Source organism: Streptomyces sp. NPDC027663, from assembly GCF_055566415.1.
Genome location: NZ_JBVHSK010000020.1, coordinates 109,379 through 132,356 on the forward strand (window position 1 = coordinate 109,379; position 22,978 = coordinate 132,356).

Genomic DNA, 22,978 nt, shown 5'->3' on the forward strand with positions numbered 1-22,978 from the left:
GCCGGGCCGGCCGCACCCGTGCCGGCCCGGCACCTCCCCCCCCCACGCGTCGCCGTCCCGGCGCCCCACCGCCCTCGGCCCCCACCGCACCGCATCTCACCCGAGGAGCCCGCCATGACCCCCGTCCTGCGCACCGAACGCCTGGACTTCCTCCCCTACCGGCCCGAACACGAGGACGACTTCGTCGCCCTGCTGCGCGACGCGGAGGTGTGCCGCTGGATGGGGCAGGACCTCGCGCCCGAACCGCAGCTGCGCGAGTTGTTCCGCGCCATCCTCACCGACGTCTACCCCCAGCACCGGTTCGACGTGTGGGGACTGTGGCTGGCGGGCGCCTACGCCGGCCACGCCGAGGTGAAGCCGACCGGCAACGTCGACGGCCACGAACTCGTCACCGCGCTCGCCCCCGGGTACTGGGGGCGAGGCCTGGGCGGCGAGGTGGTGCGTGGCCTGCTCCGGCATGCCGCCGACAACCTCGGGCTGACCGAGGCGTACGGCATGGTCGGCGCCGAGAACACCGCCAGCCTGGCGATGTGCCGCCGCCTGGGCTTCCGGCACGTCCGGGACGTCATCGGCGACGACGGCTCCGTGACGAAGCTGCTGGTCATCTCCACGAAGCTGCCGACGACGGCGACGGACGCCGGGGCCCCGGCAGCAGCGGCGGGGGCCCTGGATCAGACACCAGCGCCGCAGGACGGGGCCCCGGCCCGAGCGGCGAGCGGCAGTCAGGGGACCCAGGCGGTGAGCACCGCGGACGGTGCCGGAGCGGCGACCGTCGAGGACTCCGCATGAGCCGGCCTCCACTCAGTGAGGGCGCCGCCGAAGTGGCGGGTACCGGGGCGGCGCCGGGGCTGGCTCGGAACCGGGACTTCAATCTGCTGTGGACCGGTCAGTGCCTGTCCGACCTGGGCGGCTCCATGATCGAACTGGCGCTGCCGTTGCTGGTGCTCCAGCAGACCGGGTCACCGGCGCGAGCCGGCCTCGTCGGCACCGCCGGGCTCGTCACCGCCCTGGTGTGCCGGCTGCCGGCCGGTGTCCTCGCCGACCGTCTCGACCGGCGCCGGCTGATGATCGTCTGCGATGTGCTGCGGCTCGCCGGCTACGTCCTCCTCGGCTGGACGGTCGCGGCCGGCACCGCGAGTCTGCCGGTCATCCTCGCCGTGGTGGTCACCGGGGCCGCCGCCACGTCCGTCTTCAGCACCGCCGAGCACGCCTCCGTGCGCAACCTGGTCCGCCCCGACCAGCTCACCACCGCCGTCGCCCGCAACGAGGCACGCACGTACGGCGTGTCACTGGCCGGTCCGCCGCTGGGCGGCCTGCTGTTCGGGCTCGGCCGCGCCCTCCCCTTCCTCGGCAACGCACTGAGTCATCTGCTCTCCCTCCTGGCCGTCTCCCGCATCCGGCGGCCCCTCCAGGAGGCCCGGCGGGAGGCGTCCCCGACCGCCCGCGCCTCCACCGCGCAAGGCCTGCGTTTCCTGCTGGGGCATCCCTTCCTGCGCGCCCTGCTGGTGATCGCAGCCCCACTGAACATGGCCTTCACCGGCATGATCTTCGCGATGACCCTCGCGCTGCGCCGTGCCGGTGTCTCCCCGTTCCTGGTGGGACTCGCCGGCACCGTCTTCGCCCTGGGCGGCCTCCTCGGCGCCTTCGCGGCCCCGGTCCTCCAGCGGCGGCTGCGGCTGCCGGTCCTGATCCGGCTGCTGTGCTGGGCCACCGCGGTGCTGATGGCGGTGAGCACGCTGCTGGCGGGCACCGTCCTGGCCGCCGTACCGCTGGCTGTGGCCGTGTTCCTCGGCCCGACGGCGAACGCGGCCCTCTTCGCTCACCAGGCCGCCGTCACCCCGGACCACCTGCAGGGCCGGGTGGTCAGCGGTGTGCTGCTCGCCGCCGGCTCGGCCGCCGCGCTCGCCCCGGCCCTGGCCGGCGCCCTGCTGGCCCGCTTCAGTCCGGCACCGGCCATGCTGGTGTTCCCCGTGCTGGTCGTCGTGGCCGCGGTGACGGCCACCCTCGGCAAGGGCATCCGGAGCATGTCCGCCTAGCGCGCGTGCACAGGGGCTGCGCAGGAGCCCCACACGCGCTGTAATGGCCACGTGGTGAGTGAGGGCGCTGCGGCGATCAGCAGCACGAGAACGGAACGTGCTGAAGCCGTCCTTGTCTCCCTCATGGCCTCGCCCCCCACTCCCGACCGGCTGCGCCGGGTACTCGAACAGGCACTCGTGTTCGCCGGGGCGTCCTTCGCCGGGGTGTACACGCCCGGCGACGACCCCTCGGTGCTGCTCCTCGCCGAGTCGGCCGGCCTGCCGCGCACCGTGTACGGCCTGCGGGACAGCTATCCGGCCGCGGGTGCCTCCCCGGTCGCGGAGGCCCATCGCAGCGGACGGCCGCGCTGGCTCGGTCCCGCCGAACTCGCCGGCTGCCCGGACGCGCGCCGCACCCCGTTCCCGGACTTCTCCCTGGCCGTCCTGCCGCTCGGCCTGGCGGGCAGCGGCTGCCTGCTCGCCGTCGGCGAGCACCCCGGCGGCTTCGGCGGCGACGACCGGGCCTGCCTGGGGCTGATCGCCCGCGCCGTCGCCGTACCCGCCCCGGTCGCTGCGGGCGACACCGGTGAACTGCCCGTGGACGCCTTCAGCCTGGCCATGGACACCGGCCGGGTGGAGGTCGGTGACGCGATCCTGCAGGTGTTCGGGATGACCCGGGAGGGCTTCGACGGCAGGGTGGAGACCCTGCTCGGCCGGGCCGTGCCGGAGGACCTGCCCGCGCTGATGTCCGTGGTCGAGGCCGACCACATGTCCATCGGCGACCGGGAGCTGGAGTTCCGCATCCGGCAGACCGACGGCCCGCCCAAGTGGCTGCGGCTGCGCGGCCGGCTGCTGCCCGGCGGCGAGGGCCGCCCGGCCCGGCTCGACGGCACCGTCGCCGACGCCTCCTCCCAGCGTTCCGACGTCACCGACGTGGCCCGGGTGCAGCGCCTGGCCGCCGCGCTCGCCACGGCCGGCACCGTCAAGGACGTCGGCCAGGCCGTCGTCGACGCCCTGCGCAGGCCCCTGCAGGCCGACCGCATCGCCCTGGCCGAACTGGAGAACGACCGGCTCGTCGTCACCGTCCTCGACCCGCCCGAACCCGAGGCCTGGCCCGAGGTGTGGCGCAACGAGTGGCGCACCGAATGGCCCGACGCGCCGGTGCGCGCCATGCCGACCCTGGCCGCCGCGCTGCGCGAGGGCCGGGCCCGGATCTGGCCCGCCGGCTCGGCGCTGGAACCCGCCCTCGCCGAGGTCGGCCCCGGCGGCCTCGCCGTCCTGCCGCTTCCGGCCGGCGGCCGGATGGCCGGCGCCTGCCTGGTCGGCTGGGACCGGCCGCACGAGTTCGCGCCCGACGAACGCGCCCTGCTCACCGCCTGCGCCGGCCTGACCGGGCAGGCCCTGCTGCGCGCTCACGCCTTCGACGCCGAGCACGAACTCGTCGGCATGCTCCAGCGCACCCTGCTGCCGCGCCGCCTGCCCCGGCTGCCCGGCGCGGTCGCCGTCGCCCGCTACCTGCCCACCACCGCCGGTCTGGAGGTCGGCGGCGACTGGTACGACGTGATCCCGCTCGCCGACCACCACGTCGCCCTAGTCATCGGTGACGTGCAGGGCCACAACGCCGGCGCCGCCACCCTGATGGGCCAGATGCGCACGGCGCTGCGCGCCTACGCCGTCGAGGGCCACGCCCCGGACGTCGTCGTCGCGCACGCCAACCGGCTGCTGCTGGACATGGAGACCGACCTCTTCGCCACCTGCGCCTACGTGGACGTCGACATGGAGCAGGGCACCGCCTGGTGCGTGCGCGCCGGCCATCTGCAGCCCGTCCTGCGCCACCCGGACGGCACCGCCGAGATCCTGCGGGCCGAGGGCGGCCCGCCGCTCGGTGTGCTCGCCCAGGCCGAGTTCCCGATGACCCCGCTCCGGCTGCAGCCCGGCACGCTGCTCGCGCTGACCACCGACGGCCTGGTGGAGTCCGCCGACGCCGACCTCGACCACGGCATGGAACGGCTGGCCGCGGAACTGGCCGCCGCCGACCCCGCCCACCTCGGCCTGGTCGCCGACGCCCTGCTCAGCGGCGCCCACCGCGGCGACGACGTGGCCCTGCTGCTGATGCGCTACGACGGCATGGCCGTGCGGCCGCTGCGGGAGAGCTGGACGGTGTGGCGGCTGCCCGAGGCGGTCCGGCACGCCCGCCGCTTCACCCGGCGCACCCTGCGCACCTGGGACCTCCCCCGGGACACCCTCGACGCGGCCCTGCTGGTCGTCTCCGAACTCGTCACCAACGCCCTGGTGCACACCAGCGGCCAGGTCCGGCTCGACCTCAGCCTGGTCAACCACCGCCTGCGGCTCGCCGTCACCGACGCGTCCCCGCGCAGCCCCGTCAAGCCCACCAGCATCGGCTGGGAGGCCACCGGCGGCCGCGGCATCCTGCTGGTCGAGGCCGTCTCCGCGGCCTGGGGGACGGTCCCGGTCAGCGGCGGCAAACAGGTGTGGGCGGACCTGGCACCGGACGGCTGAGAGCCTCCAGGACACGCCCGGGGTGACCGACGCCTGACCGTCTCCGGGGTGCGGGCGTGGTTGTCGGCGGCTGAAAGTCTCCGGCGTGTGTGCAGGGAGCAGGGGGTGTCCGCGGACGTTCGGCCGTCCGGGCGCGCATGGAGCCGGTGACGACCGGCCGCCACCCGGGTGCCGACGCCTGACCGCCACTCGGGTACGCGTGCGGCCGTCCACGGCAGGTCGTACCGGGCCCGCACGCTGCCCGTGCCTAGGGTCGGTTGGCGTGTCGCACACCTTCGAAGAACTGGTCGCGAAGCAGATCGCGGCCGATACCGCCCAGGCCCAGGTCCAGGAACTGCGGGACACCTACGGTCCGCCCGCCGAGCGGGGGATGACGGGCGCCCAGTCCGGCACCTACGAGACCGCCCTGCGCGCCTGGCGGGACCTCGCCCGCGATCTGCAGACGGCGGTGAGCGAGTACGCGAGGGACACCGGCCGTCCGCGGGCCGAGGTCGAGGCGGAGGTGGAGCGGGCGGCGGGGGAAGCGGAGGATAGCTGACGTCTGCGGCCGGCGCGCGGCGGCCGCCGCCGCCCGGCTGACCGGCGCCGTCCCGCGCATCCGGCGCGCCGCGCCGGGTACCCGAGGACCATGAACACTGCCATGTACGAAGCAGCCGCGGGTGCTCAGGTCTTCGGCTACGTCCTCATCCTGATCGCCGGAGTGGCCTGCGTCGCTGGACTGATCTGGGCCTTCCGGCTGGGTGCCAAGGTGCGTGAGCGCGAACCGGCGCCGCCGCGGCCCGAGGAGCAGCCCAGGATGCCGGCGTCCGGGCCGGTCCGCGAGACCCGCGAGGTCCGCGAGCCCGATGAGGTGCCCCGGGCCGGTGACGAGAGCGAACGCCTCAGCCCGCACCAGCTCGGAAACGTCGGCACCCGGCGAGCCGAGGACCAGCGCCGCTCGCGTTGGTCACCCGGTTCCAGCGGGTCCTTCGGTGGCGGTGGCGGCGGCCGGACCTGAACCGGCTCCCCGCACCTTCGTGTTTGCGGGCAGCGCGGCCCGGGGACCCGGCCAGGCACACGACGCACCCCCGGGCCGGGCGGCCCGGCGAACGGCTCCCGCGGCAGGCGGGACGCAGAAGGAAGATGAACGACGTGACCGCGCATGAGAGCGAGAAACCGGCCATACCCCACGCGGAGACGGGCTGGGCGAAGGCCCGCCGCCGTCGGGACCGGGGAGTGCGTACCTGCCTGCCCGCCGTCCTGGACCGCACCTCGGCCCGGCAGACGGGCCCGGGCGCCGAGGACACCATCGTGCGCGGCGAGGACTGAACACCCGCGCATCCCGGCCTGGCGAACCGCACCCCTGACACCCGGCGCCGCACCCCTGACCCGGCGAACCACCACCGCCACCCGGCGGCGCGCTCGGATCCGGGAGCCACCACCACCCGGCGCCCCGTCCTGGCCCGGCGAACCACCGCTTCCGGCGGCCGCACTCTGATCCGGTGAACCACCATGACCGGCGAACCACCACCGCCCCCTGCGCCGCGCTCCGGCCCGTTGAGCCACCACCGCCGCCTGCGCCACTCCTTCCCCGTTAAGGTGGGACGGATGAAGGCTCCGGTGCTGTTCCACGGGGCGGACGCCCCCGCCGCAGCCGGGACGACCGAGGTCCGTCCGTGAACCTCCTCGTCACCGGCGGCGCCGGCTTCATCGGCTCCCACTACGTCCGCACGCTCCTCGCCGCGGACTCGCCCGACGCACCCCGCGTCACCGTCCTGGACAGACTGACCTACGCCGGCACCCTCGCCAACCTCCCCCTCGGCCATCCCCGGCTCGACTTCGTGGAGGGCGACATCTGCGACGCCGCCCTCGTCGACAAGCTCATGGCCGACGCCGACCAACTGGTGCACCTGGCCGCCGAGTCGCACGTCGACCGGTCGATCGAGGGGGCGGGGGAGTTCGTCCGCACCAACGTCCTCGGCACCCAGACCCTGCTGGACGCGGCGCTGCGGCACGGCACCGGCCCGTTCGTGCACGTCTCCACCGACGAGGTCTACGGCTCCCTGGAGACCGGCTCCTGGCCCGAGACGCACCCGCTCGCCCCGAACTCGCCGTACTCCGCCTCCAAGGCCTCCGCCGACCTGCTCGCCCTCGCCCAGCACCGCACCCACGGCCTGGACGTCCGCGTCACCCGCTGCTCCAACAACTACGGCCCGCACCAGTTCCCCGAGAAGTTGATCCCGCTCTTCGTCACCCGTCTCCTCGACGGCCTGCGGGTCCCGCTCTACGGCGACGGACGCAACGTCCGTGACTGGCTGCACGTCGACGACCACTGCCGGGGCATCGACCTCGTGCGCACCGCGGGCCGCCCCGGCGAGGTCTACAACATCGGCGGCGGAACGGAGTTGAGCAACAAGGAGCTGACCGGCCTGCTCCTGGAGGCGTGCGGCGCGGGGTGGGACGAGGTGGCGTACGTCCCCGACCGCAAGGGTCACGACCTGCGCTACTCGGTCGACTGGAGCAAGGCCCGCGACGAACTCGGCTACCGCCCGCGTCACGACTTCGCCACCGGCCTCGCCGAGACGGTCACCTGGTACCGCGATCACCGGGACTGGTGGGAGCCGCTGAAGCGGCGCAGCGCGCGCTGAGGTGACCGGCCACCGGTGACCAGGGCCGGCGCGGACTCCCACGAGGGGCCGGGGCCGGCGTCCTGCGCGACCTCACGGATGCGGCGCGGCCGTCTGGCGAGGACCACCCGCATGTCGCGCGGCGCGGCCGGCGGAGGCGGAGACGACTGGCGGCCCATGGCGGCCGGGGTACGGCCGGCGGGCGGATCGCGCGGTCCGGGCTGTTCGGTTTTCTCTGTCGAGTTGCCGGGTACTCGCCGGCCTTCGGACAGGGCAGCACATCCGTGAACACGAGGAGCGCAGATGACCCCTCCGGACATGTCCGGCCTGGAGGCGGCCCTCCGCGCCGAGGTGGACGGCGAAGTCCGCTTCGACGCGGGCAGCCGCGGCGCCTACACCACGGACGGTTCGAACTACCGTCAGGTCCCGCTCGGCGTCGTCGTCCCCCGGACCGTGGAGGCGGGGGCGCGGGCGCTGTCGGTGTGCGCACGCTTCGCCGCTCCCGTCGTCTCCCGTGGCGGCGGCACCAGCCTCGCCGGGCAGTCGACCAACACCGCGGTCGTGATCGACTGGAGCAAGTACTGCACCAGGGTGCTCTCGGTCGAACCGGAACAGCGCACCTGTGTGGTGGAGCCCGGTATCGTCCTGGACGAACTCAACCGTCAACTTGCCCGCCACAAACTGCAGTTCGGCCCCAAGCCGTCCACCCACAGCCACTGCGCGCTCGGCGGCATGATCGGCAACAACTCCTGCGGCGCCTCCGCCCAGGCCTACGGCAAGACCGTCGACAACGTCCGGCGCCTGGAGATCCTCACCTACGACGGCCAGCGCGCCTGGGTCGGCCCCACCCCGCCCGGCGAACGCGCCCGCATCATCGCCGGCGGCGGCCGGCTCGCCGAGATCTACGCCGGCCTCGACCGCATCGTCACCGAGTACCTGGCCGACATCCGCCGCGGCTACCCCGAGATCCCCCGCCGGGTCTCCGGCTACAACCTCGACTCGCTGCTGCCGGAGAACGGCTTCGACGTCGCCAAGGCGCTCGTCGGCAGCGAGGGCACCCTCGTCACCGTCCTGCGCGCCGAACTCGACCTCGTACCCGTGCCGTCGTACCAGTCGCTGCTCGTCCTCGGATACGACGACATCTGCGCCGCCGCCGACGACGTACCCCGCCTGCTGGAACACTGCTCGCCCAGCCAACTGGAGGCCCTGGACGGGCGCATGGCCCAGCTGATGCGCGAGGAGGGCGCCCACCTCGACTCGCTCGCCGTCCTGCCCGAGGGCGACAGCTGGCTCATGGTGCAGTACAGCGGCGACAGCCAGGACGACGTCGACGAGCAGGCGCACGCGCTGCTGCGGGCCATCGGCCGCAAGGAGATGGACCCCGACGTCGCCTTCTCCGACAACCCCGAGCGAGAGCAGAAGATGCTCAAGGCGCGGGAGGCCGGGCTCGGCGTGACCGCGCGCCCGCCGGACGACCGCGAGACCTGGGAGGGCTGGGAGGACTCCGCCGTACCGCCCGAGCGCCTCGGCGACTATCTGCGCGACCTCAAACAGCTGTTCCAGGAGTTCGACTACGACCACCCCTCCCTGTACGGCCACTTCGGGCAGGGCTGCGTCCACACCCGCATCCCCTTCGGACTGAAGACAGCCGAAGGCGTGGCCGGCTTCCGGCGGTTCGTGGAGCGCGCCGCCGACCTCGTCGCCTCCTACGGCGGCTCCCTCTCCGGCGAGCATGGGGACGGCCAGTCGCGCGGCGAACTGCTCACCCGGATGTTCGGGCAACGGCTCGTGACCGCGTTCGGCGAGCTGAAGGCGGTCTTCGACCCCGGCAACCGGATGAACCCCGGCAAGATCGTCCACCCGAACCCGGTCGACGGCCAACTGCGGCTCGGCCCCGCCTGGCGGCCCGCCACCCCCGCCACCCACTTCGGTTTCCCCGAGGACGACCACTCCTTCAACCGCGCGGTCATGCGCTGCGTCGGCATCGGCAACTGCCGCGCCCACTCCGGCGGCGTCATGTGCCCGTCCTACCGGGCCACCATGGAGGAGGAGCACTCAACCCGCGGCCGGGCCCGGCTGCTGTTCGAGATGCTCGACGGCCACGCGGACTCCGCGGTCCAGGACGGCTGGCGCTCCACCGCCGTGCACGACGCCCTCGACCTGTGCCTGGCCTGCAAGGGCTGCAAGTCGGACTGCCCCACCGGCGTCGACATGGCCACCCTCAAGGCCGAGTTCCTCTCCCACCACTACGAGGGCCGCATCCGCCCCGCCGCCCACTACTCCATGGGCTGGCTGCCACTGTGGGCGCGGCTCTCCCGCCTCGCCCCGTCCCTGGTCAACTCCGCGCTGCACGCGCCCGCTCTGGCGGGCGCCGGCAAACGGCTGGCCGGCATCGACGAGGCCCGCTCGGCACCCGTCTTCGCCGGGCAGTCCTTCCTCCAGTGGTGGCGGGCCCACGACCGGGGAGAGCCCGACCCGGCCGACCCGCGCACCGTCGTGCTGTGGCCCGACACCTTCAGCACCTACTTCCACCCCGCGATCGCGATCTCGGCCGTACGCGTCCTGGAGGACGCCGGCTTCCGGGTCGCCGTCCCGGACAAGCCGGTGTGCTGCGGCCTCACCTGGATCTCCACCGGCCAGCTCCCCGTCGCCAAGAAAGTGCTGCGCCGCACCCTCGACGCCCTGCGCCCCTACCTGGAGGCCGGCACCCCGGTCATCGGCCTTGAGCCGTCCTGCACGGCCGTCTTCCGCGCCGACGCCCCCGAGCTGCTCCCCGGCGACCAGGACGTCGAGCGGCTGGCCGGACAGACACGCACCTTCGCCGAACAGCTCGTCCACCACGCCCCCGACGACTGGCGGCCACCGCAGCTCGCCCGGCAGGCGACCGTGCAGACCCACTGCCACCAGCACGCCGTCATGAAGTTCGACGCCGACCGCGAACTGATGCGCCGCGCCCACCTGGACGCCGAGGTCCTCGACGAGGGCTGCTGCGGCCTGGCCGGCAACTTCGGTTTCGAACGCGGCCACCACGAGATCTCCCTGGCCGTCGGCGAACAGGGCGTCCTGCCCGCGGTCCGCGGGGCCGCGCCGGACAGCCTGGTCCTCGCCGACGGCTTCAGCTGCCGTACCCAGATCGAGGAGGGCGGCACCGGCCGCCGCGCCCTGCACCTCGCCGAGGTCCTGGCGCTGGCACTGGACGGCAACCTGCCCAGCGACCACCCGGAGCGCCTGGCCGACCGCCCGGCCGGGCCCTCCCGCACGGCACGCTGGGCGACCACCGCCTCCGCCGCCGCCCTGGCCGCGGGTGCCGTCTGCGGGCTGCGGCGGCTGAGGAGGCGGGCATGAGCGACCAGCCTGCCGTCGAGGCGGTCGACACCGCCGTGTACACCGTGCCCACCGACGCCCCCGAGGCGGACGGCACCCTCGCCTGGGGCGAGACCACGCTCGTCCTGGTCACCGTCCGCTCCGGCCCCACCACCGGGCTCGGCTACACGTACGCGCCCGCCGCCACCGCCCACGTCGTCCGCGAGCTGCTCGCCGGCACCGTCACCGGCCTTGCGGCGATGGACGTGCCGCGCGCCAACGAGCGCATGTGCCGGGCCGTCCGCAACGCCGGACTGCCCGGCGTGGCCGCCCAGGCGATCGCCGCCGTCGACATCGCCCTGTGGGACTGCAAGGCCCGCCTGCTCGGCCTGCCCCTCGTCCGGCTGCTGGGCGCCGCCCGCGACGACGTGCCCGTCTACGGCAGCGGCGGCTTCACCAGCTACGACACCGTCCAGCAGGACCGGCAACTGCGCGGCTGGGCCGAGGACCAGGGCATCCCCCGCGTCAAGATCAAGATCGGGGAGTCGTGGGGCGCCCGGGAGGAGCGCGACGTGGAACGCGTCGCCCGCGCCCGGGCCACCGTCGGCGACGCCGCCGAGCTGTACGCGGACGCCAACGGCGGCTACACCGGCGGCCAGGCCGTACGCGTCGCCGGCCGGCTCGCCGACCACGGCGTCAGCTGGTTCGAGGAACCCGTCTCCTCCGACCACCTCACCGCACTCGCCGACGTCCGCGGCCGCGTCCCGATGGACGTCACGGCCGGCGAATACGGCTACACCCTCCCGTACTTCGAGCACATGCTGGCCGCCGGGGCCGTCGACTGCCTCCAGGCCGACGTCACCCGGTGCTGCGGCATCACCGTCTGGCTGCGCGCCGCCGCGCTCGCCCACGCGCGCGGGACGGACATCTCCGGGCACTGCGCGCCCCACGCCCACGCGCATGTGGCCGCCGCCGTGCCCAACCTGCGCCATCTGGAGTGGTTCCACGACCACGTCCGCATCGAACGGCTCCTGTTCGACGGCGTCCTCGACCCCGCAGGCGGCAGCGTCACGCCGGGGGCCGACGGGGCACCGGGCCTGGGGCTGACCCTCGTGGAGGAGCGGGCGGCGCCGTACCGGGTGGAGTGAGACAGACCGCGTTCCCGAAGTTCCGAGGTGTGCAGAGGAGAGGACCATGCCCCCCACCGTCGTCATCACCGGTGCCAGCGCCGGCATCGGACGCGCCACCGCCCGCCTGTACGCCCGGCGCGGTGCGAACGTCGTCCTGGTCGCACGCGGCGAGGGCGGCCTGGAGGCGGCGGCCGACGAGGTCGCGGCGCTCGGCGGACGCCCGCTGGTACAACCCGCCGACGTGGCCGATCCGGCCCGGACGGAGGCCGTCGCCGAGGCCGCCGAGAAGGAGTTCGGCCCGGTCGACGTATGGATCAACTGCGCCTTCGCCAGCGTGTTCGCGCCGTTCGAGGAGATCACGCCCGAGGAGTACCAGCGGATCACGGACGTCACCTACCTCGGCTTCGTGAACGGCACCCGCTCGGCGCTCAAGCGCATGCTGCCCCGCGACCGCGGCACGATCGTGCAGGTCGGCTCCGCGCTCGGGGAACGGTCGATCCCGCTGCAGTCGGCGTACTGCGGCGCCAAGCACGCGATCAACGGCTTCACCTCGTCCCTGCGCACCGAACTGCTGCACCGCGGCAGCAACGTGCACATCACCGTCGCCCAGATGCCCGCCGTCAACACGCCCCAGTTCGAGTGGGTCCGCTCCCGGCTGTCCCGGCACCCCATGCCGGTCCCGCCGATCTACCAGCCCGAGGTCGCCGCAAGGGGCGTGGCCTACGCGGCCGACCATCCGCGCCGCAAGCAGTACTACGTCGGCGCCACCACCGTGGCCACCATCTGGGCCAACCGGCTCGCCCCGGCCCCGCTCGACCGCTATCTGGCCCGCACCGGCTTCGACTCCCAGCAGACCGACCGCATCCCGCCCACCGGACTGGACAATCTCTTCGCACCGGCCGACCAGGATCCCGCCGACGACCAGGGCGCCCACGGCTCCTTCGACGACACCGCGCACGCCCGCTCCTGGCAGGAGACCCTGGTCCGGCACCCCGCCGCCACCGCCCTCGGCACGGGCGCCGTCCTGCTCGGCACCGTGGCCGGCCTGCGCCGCCTGACCTCGCGAGGCGCCTAGGCTGACCCCGTGCGCCTCCTGCTCATGTCCGACACGCACCTGCCCAAGCGTGCCAAGCGGCTGCCGGACCAGCTCCTCGCCGAACTCCCGCACGCGGACGTCGTGTTCCACGCCGGGGACTGGGTGGACACCGCCACGCTCGACCTGCTGGAGAGCCACAGCCGCCGGCTCGTCGGCGTGTACGGCAACAACGACGGCCCCGATCTGCGCGACCGGCTCCCCGAGGTGGCCTACGCCGAACTCGGCGGCCTGCGCTTCGGCGTCGTCCACGAGACCGGCCCCGCCCAGGGCCGCGAGGCCCGCTGCGCCGACCGCTTCCCGGACCTCGACGTCCTGGTCTTCGGCCACAGCCACATCCCCTGGGACACCACCGCCCCCGGCGGGCTGCGCCTGCTCAACCCCGGCTCCCCGACCGACCGCCGCCGCCAGCCGCACTGCACCTACCTCACGGCGACGGTCGCCGACGGAGCCCTCACCGAGGTGACCCTGCACAGGCTGCCGCCCCGTCGGCGTCCGTGACATCATCCCCGGATGATCAACAGCCCCGGCATACCAGCCGTCGTACCCGCCGGCCGCCTCGCCGACCACGACCAGCCCGTGCTGCCGTTGTCCGGCGGCCTCGAACTGCGGCCCTGGCACCTCGACGACGCCGACGCCGACGCCCTGCACACGGCAGGGCAGGACCCGGCGATCAGCCACTGGAACCTCTTCTCCGTCGGCAGCCGCGACGAGGCCCGCGCCCGGATCGAGCGCCTGCACGCGCGCCGGCAGGCCGAGACCGGGGCGATCTGGGCCATCGCCCCGCTCGGTGGCGCCGCCGTCGGGCTCGCCGGCCTCAATGACGTCGACCTGGCGGGCGGTACCGCCGAGGTCGTCTACTGGGTGCTGCCCGCGGCGCGTGGCGGTGGCCTCGCGGTCACGGCGGCCCGGCGGCTCAGCCGCTGGGCCCTGGACGACCTCGGCCTGCACCGCCTGATGCTGTGCCACTCGACGGCCAACCCCGCCTCCTGCCGGGTGGCCGAGAAGGCCGGATACACATTCGAGGGCACCCAGCGCAGCGCCCTGCTGCACGCCGACGGCTGGCACGACCAGCACCTGCACGCACGCGTGGCCGGCGACCCCGCCTAGCACCCGGAGAGGGGACTGTCGTCCTCCCCGCGGCCGTCCTCCCCGCGGCCGTCCTCCCCGTGGGCACGTCGACGGTGAACCGGGGCCCCGTCTCCCGGCGCGGACGAGCCTCACCCCGCCGTCCGCGGATGGATCGCCCCGCTCGTGCTGCTGAGCGGTGTCCCGGTGCCGCCCCAGCGCAGGGCCACGATCTCCGCCGCCACCGACACCGCCACCTCCTCCGGCGTACGGGCCCCGAGGTCCAGGCCGACCGGGGAGCGCAGGCGGGACAGTTCCTCGTCCGTGAGGCCGGATTCGACCAGGCGGCGCAGCCGGTCGTCGTGGGTGCGCCGGCTGCCCATCGCCCCGATGTACGCCGCCGGCCGCCGCAGCGCCTCCCGCAGCAGCGGCACGTCGAACTTGGGATCGTGGGTGAGGACGCAGATCGCCGTCCGCTCATCGGTGTGCGTGCCGCGCAGATACCGGTGCGGCCAGTCCACGACGACCTCCACGCCCTCCGGGAACCGGCGCGGAGTGGCGAACACCGGGCGGGCGTCGCACACGGTCACCCGGTAGCCGAGGAAGTTCCCGATCCGGGCCACCGCGGCGGCGTAGTCGATGGCCCCGAACACCAGCATGCGCGGCGGCGGGGCGAAGGACTGCAGGAACACCGTGACGGTGTCCTCGCGCCGCTCCCCGTGCGGCCCGTAGTGCCTGAGGCCCGTGGCACCGACGGCGAGTTCACCGCGTGCGTCGGCGGCGACCGCCTCGTCGAGACCCCGCGTGCCCAGACCGCCGGCCGCCGTCTTCGGCCAGACCGCGAGGGTGGCGCCGCGCGGCGCAGGCCCGTCGATCACGGTGGCGACGGTGACCGGCTCTCCGCCGGCGACGGACGCGGCGACCGCCCCGAACGACGGATCCAGGGCCTGGGTCACGGGCCGCACCAGGACGGTGATCTCGCCGCCGCAGGTGAGACCTGCCGCGAAGGCGTCCTCGTCGCTGTAGCCGAAGGTCTCCAGCCGGGCCGCGCCGCTCGCGACGGCGTCCTGGGCCAGCTCGAACACCGCGCCCTCCACGCAGCCTCCGGAGACGCTGCCGACCACCTCGCTGTCCGGGCCGACCGCCAGCGCGGCGCCGGGGCCGCGTGGCGCGCTGCGGCTGACCGCCACGACGGTGGCCAGCCCGAACGGCACCCGGGCGGCGTACCAGCGGTCCAGCACCGCGAGAATCTCACGCATCGTCCGCTCCTCGGCTCACCCGTCCCGGCATCTGGTTGAACGTTAATCCGTTGGTGTCGTGCTCGCCGGTCTGCTGCACTTCACCGGTCGAGTTCCCGAGAGCACCAGGAGCGATCATGCGCGCACCGTCCATGTCCCGCCCGGAAGGAATCGCCCGCACTCTCAAGGACATGACGCTTCGTGCAATTGATCAACCTGGGAATCCTCGCGCACGTCGACGCAGGTAAGACCAGCCTGACCGAACGGCTCCTGCACACCGCCGGAGTGATCGACGAGATCGGCAGTGTCGATGCCGGCAGCACCACCACCGACACCCTCGCACTGGAGCGGCAGCGCGGGATCACCATCAAGTCCGCCGTCGTCTCGTTCCCGCTCGACGGCGTCACCGTCAACCTGATCGACACCCCCGGCCACCCGGACTTCATCGCCGAGGTGGAGCGGGTGCTCGGCGTCCTCGACGGTGCCGTTCTGGTCGTCTCCGCCGTGGAGGGCGTCCAGGCGCAGACCCGGGTGCTGATGCGGACCCTGCGCCGGCTGCGCATCCCCACCCTGGTCTTCGTCAACAAGATCGACCGGCGCGGCGCCCGGGACACGGCCGTGCTGCGCCAGATGGCCGAGCGGCTGGCCGTACCGCTCGTCCCGACGGGCACGGCCACCGCCCTCGGCACCCGCACCGCCCGCTTCCTGCCCGGGCTCGGCCCCGCCGCGCTGGAGGCGCTGGCGGACCAGGACGACGGCCTCCTCGCCGCCTACCTAGACGGCGGTGTCCCCGACGGCCGGTTCCGCGCCGCCCTGGCTGCCCAGACCCGGCGGGCCGCGGTCCACCCGGTCTACTTCGGCTCCGCGCTCACCGGCGCCGGCGTGCCCGAGCTGATCGCCGGTGTCGAACGGCTGCTGCCCAGGGCCGACGGTGACCCGGACGGCCCCCTGTCGGGCACGGTGTTCAAGGTCGAGCGGGGCCCGGCGGGCGAGAAGGTCGCCTACGCCCGGCTCTTCTCCGGCACCCTGCGCGTCCGCGACCGGATCCGGTTCGGGGACGGCCGGGACGCCGGCGGCGACGCCGGACGCCGGACCACGGAGGGCCGCGTCACCGCGCTCACCGTCTTCGACCACGGCACCGACGCCCGGGCGGACAGCGCCGCGGCCGGCCGGATCGCCAAGGTGCGGGGCCTCGGCGGTGTCCGGATCGGCGACGCGCTCTGGCGGTGCCCCGGCGCGAGCGCGGCCGAGCATGGGGGAGCGCCGCTGCGCGCGTACGAGCACCACTTCGCGCCGCCCACCCTGGAGACCGTCGTCGTGCCCGGCCCCGGCACGGACCGGCGCTCCCTGCACCTGGCGCTCACCCAGCTCGCCGAGCAGGACCCGCTCATCGGGGTCCGCCACGACGAGCTGCGGGGGGAGACCTCCGTGTCCCTCTACGGCGAGGTGCAGAAGGAGGTCGTCCAGGCCACCCTCGCCGACGAGTACGGCCTGGACGTCACCTTCCGCGAGACGACCACGCTGTGCATCGAGCGGCCGGCCGGCACCGGGCACGCCGTGGAGTTCAACAAGAAGGAACCCAACCCCTTCCTCGCCACCGTCGGCCTACGGGTAGAGCCGGCCCCACCCGGCGCCGGCGTGGACTTCCGGCGGGAGGTGGAGCTGGGCTCCATGCCGTACGCCTTCTTCAAGGCCGTCGAGGACACCGTCCGCGAGACGCTCGGCCAGGGGCTGCACGGCTGGCAGGTCACCGACTGCACGGTCACCATGACCCACTCCGGCTACTCGCCCAGGCAGAGCCACGCCCACCAGGGCTTCGACAAGAGCATGTCGAGCACCGGCTACGACTTCCGGGGTCTGACCCCGCTGGTCCTGACCGACGCGCTGCGCCGGGCCGGCACCCAGGTGCACGAACCGGTGCACCGCTTCCGGCTGGAAGCGCCGGCGGACACGCTGGGCGCACTGCTGCCGGTGCTTGCCCGGCTCGGCGCGGTCCCGGAGAACACCGGCACGCACGCCGCGGCCTGTGTGCTGGAGGGCACGGTGCCGGCCGGCCGGGTGCACGAGCTGGAGCAGCGGCTGCCGGGGCTGACCCGGGGCGAGGGCGAGCTGGAGTCGGCCTTCGACCACTACGCGGCGGTCACCCGGGGCACGGTCCCGGAGCGGCCGCGCACCGACCACAACCCGCTGAACCGGAAGGAGTACCTGCTGAACGTGATGCGCCGCATGCAGAGTGAGCCGACTGGCTGACCAATCGTCAACTTACTGCAGAGTCAGAAGGTATTGACGCCGCCAGGGCGCCGCCGGACTGTGGTGGACATGCCGAATATCCGGGTGCGTCTGCTGGCCGTCCTGGTCGTCCTCTGCGGATCCCTGACGGTGGCGGGGGCCCCGCCCGCCACCGCCGCCACCCCGCCCGACTCCCTCTGGTTCGACGGCACTGCGCTCACCGTGCAGGGCGGCCGGTTCACCGACGGCCAGGGCCGCGAGGTCGTCCTGCGCGGCTACAACGTCTCCGGCGAGACCAAACTGGAGGAGAACGGCGGCCTGCCCTTCGCCTCGGCCGCCGACGCCCGGAAGTCCGCGACCGCACTGCGCGCCCTCGGCGGCGGCAACGCGGTCCGCTTCCTGCTGTCCTGGGCGCACGCCGAACCCGTACGCGGCCAGGTCGACACCGCCTATCTGGCCGCCGTCACCGATCAGATGCGCGCGTTCCTGGACGCCGGCATCCGCGTCTACCCCGACTTCCACCAGGACCTGTACTCCCGGTACCTGTTCGGCGCGGGCAGCTGGTACACCGGCGACGGTGCACCCAAGTGGGCGGTCAACGCGGGAAGTTATCCGAAGGAGTCCTGCGGCATCTGCCTCTTCTGGGGGCAGAACATCACCCAGAACGCGGCCGTGCAGCAGGGGCAGTACGACTTCTGGCACAACGCCCACGGCATCCAGGACGCCTTCCTATCCACCGCACAGGCCACCATGGCCTACCTGCAACAGCACCTGAGCGCGGCGGAGTTCGCGGGCATCGCGGGCTTCGACCCGTACAACGAGCCGTACGCGGGCAGCTATGACTCCGGGCAGGCCTCGCGCACCTGGGAACGCGACCTGCTCTGGCCGTTCTACGTGAAGTTCCGCGCCCGCATGGACGCCGCCGGCTGGCAGGACAAGCCCGCCTTCGTCGAGCCGAACCTTTTCTGGAACGCCAACATCTCCACCCAGAAGCAGCAGGGCGGCCTGCTCGACGCGGGCACGCTCGGCCCGGGCTACGTCTTCAACACCCACTTCTACGACCAGAAGGCCATCTCCGGCGTCCTCATGTGGGGCAAGGCGGCCGACGGCCGGTACGCGGCCGACTTCGCCACCGTCCGGGACCGCGCCTGGGCGGCCGGCACCGCAGCCGTGGTCGGCGAATTCGGCCACCCGCTGTCCGGTCTGGTGTCCGACAAGGCGCCGACCGTCCTGAAGGCCATGTACCAGGCACTCGACTCCCGCCTGCCCGGCGCGAGCTGGTGGACGCAGCCGGCCGGCTCAGGCCCGGTGCTGTCCGGCACCCAGTGGCAGTGGGACCTCTACAACGGCCGGCACCACGAACCGATGAACGGCAACTCCGGCAAGGTGCTCACCTCCGGCGACGCCTGGAACGACGAGGACCTGTCGGCGGTGCGGCTCGACGACTCCGCGAACGTCGCCCTGCGCCAGGACGCCCGTCTCCTGGACCGTCTCTACCCGAGTGCCACGGCCGGCACCACCCTGGCCTTCACCTACGAGGACCGCTCCCGGGACGGCTCCGCCACCCTCACCTGGAACCCGGTGCCGGGCTCCCTGCCGAACGTGGCCAGGCTGGTGGGTCCGGGCCAGTACGGGGTGCTCGTCTGGCGTTCCGGCGGCGGCACCGTGCCCACCGAGCTGCACCTGCCGGCGTCCTTCCCCACCGCCTCCACCACCGTCGTCTCCGACCTGGGCACGGTGCACGCCCCGCCCGCCCGCACCGCCGCCCCGGTCGCCGTCGCGCCGGAGCCGGGCGGCACCGGCAGTCGCCGGCTGCTGCTCACCGGCACCGGCTCCGGCGTACTGCACTACGCGCTGGTGACCAACGGGGCGACGGCCCCCTCGGCGGACCTGCTGAGCGCGGCGAACGCCGAGCTGGCCGCGTGGGCGGCTGCCCGCTTCTGAGCGGCGAAGTGGCCTCCGGAGGGAGTGGGGTCACCCCGGAGGCCACGCATGATGGCCCGTCAACTGGCTTGGCGTCCGGCCCAGTCGGCCTGGACATGACCCAGCCGGACGCGCTGCGGGTGGTCGCCGACCGGGACCGACGTCACCTTCCGGCCGGTGGCGAAGTCGATCGCCGTCACCTGGTCGGCGCCGCTCTCGGAGACGATGCAGTCCTTGCCGTCCCCGCTGACCGTCGCCCAGTACGGCTTGGACGCGGTGACCAGCGGGCTCTCCTGGAGCGTGGCACGGTCCACCACGGCCGCGTAGTCGTCCATGGTGCCCGCGACGCAGAGCCTGGTGCCGTCGGGGCTCATCGAAATACCGTGGTGGCGCGAGTCGTTGACCCAGGTGGTGCGGTCCTCGCTGGTCGCCGGGTTCTTCGGCAGGGTCTTCATCCGGGTGATCCGGTCGGTGGCGAGGTCGTACTCCAGGAAGCCGTTGAAGAACGACACCTGGAAGTACAGCTTGGACTCGTCGGGCGAGAACACGGCCGGACGGACCGCGTCGGAGTGGTTCTTCAGTCCGAACGCGTCCAGCCGCTGCCGCATGTCGATGACCTTGACCTGCTTGTACGTGGTCGCGTCCACCACCGTGATGTGCCGGTCGCCCTTGGTCCAGTCCCAGACCGGATCGTCGAGGGCGGTGTTGACGTCACCGATGGACATGTTCCAGATGTACCTGCCGTCTTTGGTGAAGATGTTCTCGTGCGGCTTGTCACCGGTCGCGAACGAGCCCAGCTGCCTACCGGTCCTGATGTCCAGCACATGCACGGTGTTCGCGGTCGAGGCGGACACCGCCACGCGGTTTCCGTCCGGGGAGACCGCCATGTGGTCGGCGCGGTAACCGGCCACCGGAAAACGCCAGTTGACCTTCCCGTCGGCCAGGTCGATCGAGACGACGTCCGCGAAACTCGGCCGGGACACCACGACCGACCTGCCGTCCGGGGTGGAGTACATGTCGTCGGCGAACTGGTCGTGGCCCTCGCCGACGCTGTTGCGGATCGCCTGGAAGTAGATCCACTTGATCGGGTCGGCGTTGATCTCCGCCATCCGCGCGGCCTTGTCGGGGACGACGTCGATCCGGCCGATCTTCGCGAAGTCGCCGGAGGAACGGATCACATCGGCGGTGCCGTCCCAGTTGTTGCCGACGAACAGCACCTCGCGCAGGTCCTCGGGTGCGCCGGACGCTGCGGAGGCGGCGGTCGCCGTCCCGGACACGGTCAGGGCGAGGGCGGCGGTCACGGAGCACAGGTGCCTGGTTCTGGAGGCGGCCATGACGGCTCTCTTTCCTCGGGGGAATCTGAACACGGGCGCATTCACAGTGAACTTACTGAAAAGTAAGGAGGGGGTGGCCTTCTCGACAAGATGTGTGCACGACAAGATTGGGCGACCGGTGGGACGACGGAGGGGGAGACGTGGGGGGCAGGCTCAGAGCGCCGACGGGACGTTACGGCGGCCGGACCGCCGAGGAACGGCAGGCCGAGCGGCGCCGCCGCTTCCTGGCCGCGGCACTGCGACTGTTCGGCGACACCCCTGGCTACCGCGGCACCACGGTCGCCGCGCTGAGTCAGGCCGCCGGCCTGTCCACCCGCCAGTTCTACGAGGAGTTCCGCACCCTCGAGGACGTCCTGGCCGCGCTGCACCTCCAGGTCAACGGCTGGGCCGAACAGGCCGTCCTCGACGCGCTCGGCGACGCGGACGGCCTGCCGCTGGCCGAGCGGGCCACCGTGCTCTTCCGGGCCTACGCCCGCGGCATCACCGCCGACCCCCGCCGCATCCGCATCGCCTTCGTCGAGATCATCGGCGTGAGCCCCCGGCTGGAGGAGCAGCGCCTCGCCCGGCGCGCCCGCTGGGTGGACCTCATCCGCGCAGAGGCGGACGCGGCGGCGGCCCGCGGCGAGGCGGCGCAGCGCGACTACCGTCTCGCGGCCACCGCCTTCATCGGCAGCGTCAACGGCCTGCTGCACGACTGGACCGCCGGCTGGGTCGACGCCACGCTGGACGAGGTGGTGGACGAACTGGTCCGGCTGCTCCTCGGGATGCTGCGGCCGCAGGGCTGGCGCCCCGGGAACGGGTGAGACGCCGGTCCGCCCAGGTCAGCCGGGGTTGCGCCGGTTCGGCGCGCGGGATCGGGCCGGAGCTGGTCTGCTGGGGGAGGGGGCTGCCGTACCCGTTCCCCGGAGAGAGCCATGACTACCTACCGAGTCGCGCAGGTGACCGCTCCGAACGGCACCTTCGAGCTGGTCGAGCGCGAGGTCCCGCAGCCGGGACGCGGTCACGTGCGGATCGCCGCGGAAGCGTGCGGAATCTGCCACAGTGACGCTCTCTTCGTGAGCGGCGGGCTACCGGGGGTGTCGTACCCCGAGGTGCCCGGACACGAGATCGCCGGGCGCATCGAGGAGATGGGCGAAGGCGTCGCGGAGCGCGGCTGGCAGGTCGGTGACCGGGTGGCCGTCGGCTGGTTCGGCGGCAGCTGCGGCTACTGCAAGCCCTGCCGTAAGGGCGACTTCATCGTGTGCCTGAACCTGAAGGTGCCCGGTTGGGCCTACGACGGCGGCTTCGGCGAGAAGGTGATCGCACCCGTCGACGCCCTGGCCCGGATTCCCGAGGGACTGGCGGCGAGCGATGCCGGGCCGCTGGCCTGCGCGGGCGTGACCGTGTTCAACGGGCTGCGGCGCAGCTCCGCCCGGCCGGGCGACCTGGTCGCGGTGCTCGGTCTCGGTGGCCTGGGACACCTCGGCGTGCAGTACGCGGTCGCGATGGGCTTCGAGACCGTGGGAATCGCCCGGGGCGCCGAGAAGGCCGACTTCGCCAAGCAACTGGGCGCCCACCACTACGTCGACAGCACCTCGGCCACCCCGGTCGCCGAGGCGCTGCAGTCCCTCGGCGGTGCCGGCGTCGTACTGGCCACCGCGGGGAACTCCGGGGCCATCACGGCCACCGTGGACGGTCTGGCCCCCCGCGGCGAACTGGTGGTCATCGGAGCGGACACCGCGCCGCTCGGCATCAACCCGGCCCAGCTGCTGCTGTCCGGCCGGCTCGTGCGCGGCCACCCGTCCGGCACCTCGCAGGACGTCGAGGACACCATGGCCTTCAGCGCCCTGCACGGCATCCGCCCCATGACCGAGAACGTGCCACTGGACGACGCCGACGAGGCCTACCAGAAGATGCTCTCCGGCAGGGCCCGCTTCCGGATGGTGCTCACCTACGGCTGACGCCGGTTCAGGCAGCGCCCACCTCGCGCAGCCGTCGGGTTCGCGGATTCCGGTGAGAGCTGACGGCGATCTGTCGCCGGTCCGGCAGTGGCCCCGGACCCCGTGGCCCGTCCTACCCGGCGGCGGACACCACCAGCAGGCCGGCCGCAAGCACCGCGCAGCCCAGCACGCAGCAGGCCAGCAGCCGCCCGCGCAGCGCCCGGTACCGGGATTCGTACGTCTGCCGCAACTCCTCGGCCCGCTCGGCCGTGCGGCGCCAGGAGAGACGTGCCAGCGCCAGGTACTCGGCCTCGAACTGCCGCTCCAGGTCCTCGCGCTGGGTGTCGGTGAGCCAGCCCAGGCGGGAGCCGAGGCGGGCCGCGGCGGTGCGGCCCTCCTCGCGCGCGGCGGCCAGCAGCAGATGACCCTCGATCTGCCGGACCAGGCTCCGCTCGTCGTCGGCCGTCACCGCGCGGTCAACTCCCGCTCCGCGGCCGGCACCTCGGGGTGGTGCAGGTCGAACGCCGGGGATTCGCTGCGGATCCGCGGCAGGGTGAGGAAGTTGTGCCGCGGCGGCGGGCAGGACGTCGCCCACTCGAG

The 22,978-nt window shown here is 73.5% G+C and carries 19 protein-coding genes; 16 read left to right on the forward strand and 3 right to left on the reverse strand.

What is annotated here, in order from left to right:
• Window positions 1–114: 114 nt before the first annotated feature.
• The 12 genes from ACZ4SF_RS34465 to ACZ4SF_RS34520 all read left to right on the forward strand — a co-directional run bounded on the left by ACZ4SF_RS34465 (window position 115) and on the right by ACZ4SF_RS34520 (window position 13,777).
• Window positions 115–789 (forward strand): GNAT family N-acetyltransferase, encoded by a 675-nt coding sequence (locus ACZ4SF_RS34465; protein ID WP_468392365.1) that lies wholly within the window; start codon window positions 115–117, stop codon window positions 787–789.
• On the forward strand, window positions 786–2,036 hold the full coding sequence (locus ACZ4SF_RS34470; RefSeq protein ID WP_468392367.1) for an MFS transporter: 1,251 nt from the start codon (window positions 786–788) through the stop codon (window positions 2,034–2,036). Before ACZ4SF_RS34465 ends, ACZ4SF_RS34470 begins: the two co-directional genes overlap by 4 nt.
• Window positions 2,037–2,159: 123 nt before the next feature.
• On the forward strand, window positions 2,160–4,535 hold the full coding sequence (locus ACZ4SF_RS34475; RefSeq protein WP_468392368.1) for a SpoIIE family protein phosphatase: 2,376 nt from the start codon (window positions 2,160–2,162) through the stop codon (window positions 4,533–4,535).
• Between the two features lie 262 nt (window positions 4,536–4,797).
• Complete coding sequence (locus ACZ4SF_RS34480; RefSeq protein ID WP_468392370.1) at window positions 4,798–5,073, forward strand: hypothetical protein; 276 nt, start codon at window positions 4,798–4,800, stop codon at window positions 5,071–5,073.
• Between the two features lie 90 nt (window positions 5,074–5,163).
• A complete protein-coding gene (locus tag ACZ4SF_RS34485) occupies window positions 5,164–5,532 on the forward strand; it encodes a DUF6479 family protein (protein WP_468392372.1) in 369 nt (122 codons plus the stop codon).
• A 125-nt stretch (window positions 5,533–5,657) separates the two neighbouring features.
• Window positions 5,658–5,843, forward strand: coding sequence for a hypothetical protein (locus tag ACZ4SF_RS34490; RefSeq protein ID WP_468392374.1), 186 nt, complete (start codon window positions 5,658–5,660; stop codon window positions 5,841–5,843).
• A 347-nt stretch (window positions 5,844–6,190) separates the two neighbouring features.
• Window positions 6,191–7,162, forward strand: a complete 972-nt coding sequence (gene rfbB / locus ACZ4SF_RS34495; protein WP_468392375.1) for a dTDP-glucose 4,6-dehydratase — start codon at window positions 6,191–6,193, stop codon at window positions 7,160–7,162.
• Between the two features lie 282 nt (window positions 7,163–7,444).
• Complete coding sequence (locus ACZ4SF_RS34500; protein WP_468392377.1) at window positions 7,445–10,486, forward strand: FAD-binding and (Fe-S)-binding domain-containing protein; 3,042 nt, start codon at window positions 7,445–7,447, stop codon at window positions 10,484–10,486.
• Entirely contained in the window at window positions 10,483–11,592 is a 1,110-nt protein-coding gene (locus tag ACZ4SF_RS34505) for an enolase C-terminal domain-like protein (RefSeq protein WP_468392379.1), read from the forward strand. Before ACZ4SF_RS34500 ends, ACZ4SF_RS34505 begins: the two co-directional genes overlap by 4 nt.
• 46 nt (window positions 11,593–11,638) lie before the next feature.
• Window positions 11,639–12,649, forward strand: a complete 1,011-nt coding sequence (locus ACZ4SF_RS34510; protein WP_468392381.1) for an SDR family oxidoreductase — start codon at window positions 11,639–11,641, stop codon at window positions 12,647–12,649.
• Between the two features lie 9 nt (window positions 12,650–12,658).
• A complete protein-coding gene (locus tag ACZ4SF_RS34515) occupies window positions 12,659–13,168 on the forward strand; it encodes a metallophosphoesterase family protein (protein ID WP_468392383.1) in 510 nt (169 codons plus the stop codon).
• A 12-nt stretch (window positions 13,169–13,180) separates the two neighbouring features.
• The gene (locus ACZ4SF_RS34520; RefSeq protein ID WP_468392385.1) at window positions 13,181–13,777 is read left to right on the forward strand and encodes a GNAT family N-acetyltransferase; all 597 of its coding nucleotides are present in this window, start codon (window positions 13,181–13,183) and stop codon (window positions 13,775–13,777) included.
• Window positions 13,778–13,887: 110 nt separating this feature from the next.
• Here ACZ4SF_RS34520 and ACZ4SF_RS34525 read toward each other — a convergent pair whose 3' ends face one another.
• Window positions 13,888–14,994: an XdhC family protein gene (locus tag ACZ4SF_RS34525; protein ID WP_468392387.1), complete on the reverse strand. Its 1,107-nt coding sequence runs from the start codon at window positions 14,992–14,994 to the stop codon at window positions 13,888–13,890.
• 180 nt (window positions 14,995–15,174) lie between these two features.
• On the opposite strand from ACZ4SF_RS34525, the gene ACZ4SF_RS34530 reads away from it, so the two are divergent.
• Window positions 15,175–17,223 carry a GTP-binding protein gene (locus tag ACZ4SF_RS34530; RefSeq protein WP_468392389.1) on the forward strand — a complete coding sequence of 683 codons (2,049 nt, stop codon included), beginning with the start codon at window positions 15,175–15,177 and terminating at the stop codon, window positions 17,221–17,223.
• Between the two features lie 69 nt (window positions 17,224–17,292).
• Entirely contained in the window at window positions 17,293–19,146 is a 1,854-nt protein-coding gene (locus tag ACZ4SF_RS34535; RefSeq protein WP_468392390.1) for an endoglycosylceramidase, read from the forward strand.
• Window positions 19,147–19,205: 59 nt separating this feature from the next.
• Here ACZ4SF_RS34535 and ACZ4SF_RS34540 read toward each other — a convergent pair whose 3' ends face one another.
• Window positions 19,206–20,459 (reverse strand): YncE family protein, encoded by a 1,254-nt coding sequence (locus tag ACZ4SF_RS34540; RefSeq protein ID WP_468392392.1) that lies wholly within the window; start codon window positions 20,457–20,459, stop codon window positions 19,206–19,208.
• A gap of 140 nt (window positions 20,460–20,599) precedes the next feature.
• Here ACZ4SF_RS34540 and ACZ4SF_RS34545 point away from each other — a divergent pair, with 140 nt between their 5' ends.
• Window positions 20,600–21,262 carry a TetR/AcrR family transcriptional regulator gene (locus ACZ4SF_RS34545; protein ID WP_468392394.1) on the forward strand — a complete coding sequence of 221 codons (663 nt, stop codon included), beginning with the start codon at window positions 20,600–20,602 and terminating at the stop codon, window positions 21,260–21,262.
• A 111-nt stretch (window positions 21,263–21,373) separates the two neighbouring features.
• Window positions 21,374–22,399, forward strand: coding sequence for an alcohol dehydrogenase (locus ACZ4SF_RS34550; RefSeq protein WP_468392396.1), 1,026 nt, complete (start codon window positions 21,374–21,376; stop codon window positions 22,397–22,399).
• 112 nt (window positions 22,400–22,511) lie between these two features.
• Here the strand turns inward: ACZ4SF_RS34550 and ACZ4SF_RS34555 are convergent, their stop codons facing one another.
• Window positions 22,512–22,847: a hypothetical protein gene (locus ACZ4SF_RS34555; protein ID WP_468392398.1), complete on the reverse strand. Its 336-nt coding sequence runs from the start codon at window positions 22,845–22,847 to the stop codon at window positions 22,512–22,514.
• Window positions 22,848–22,978: the final 131 nt, after the last annotated feature.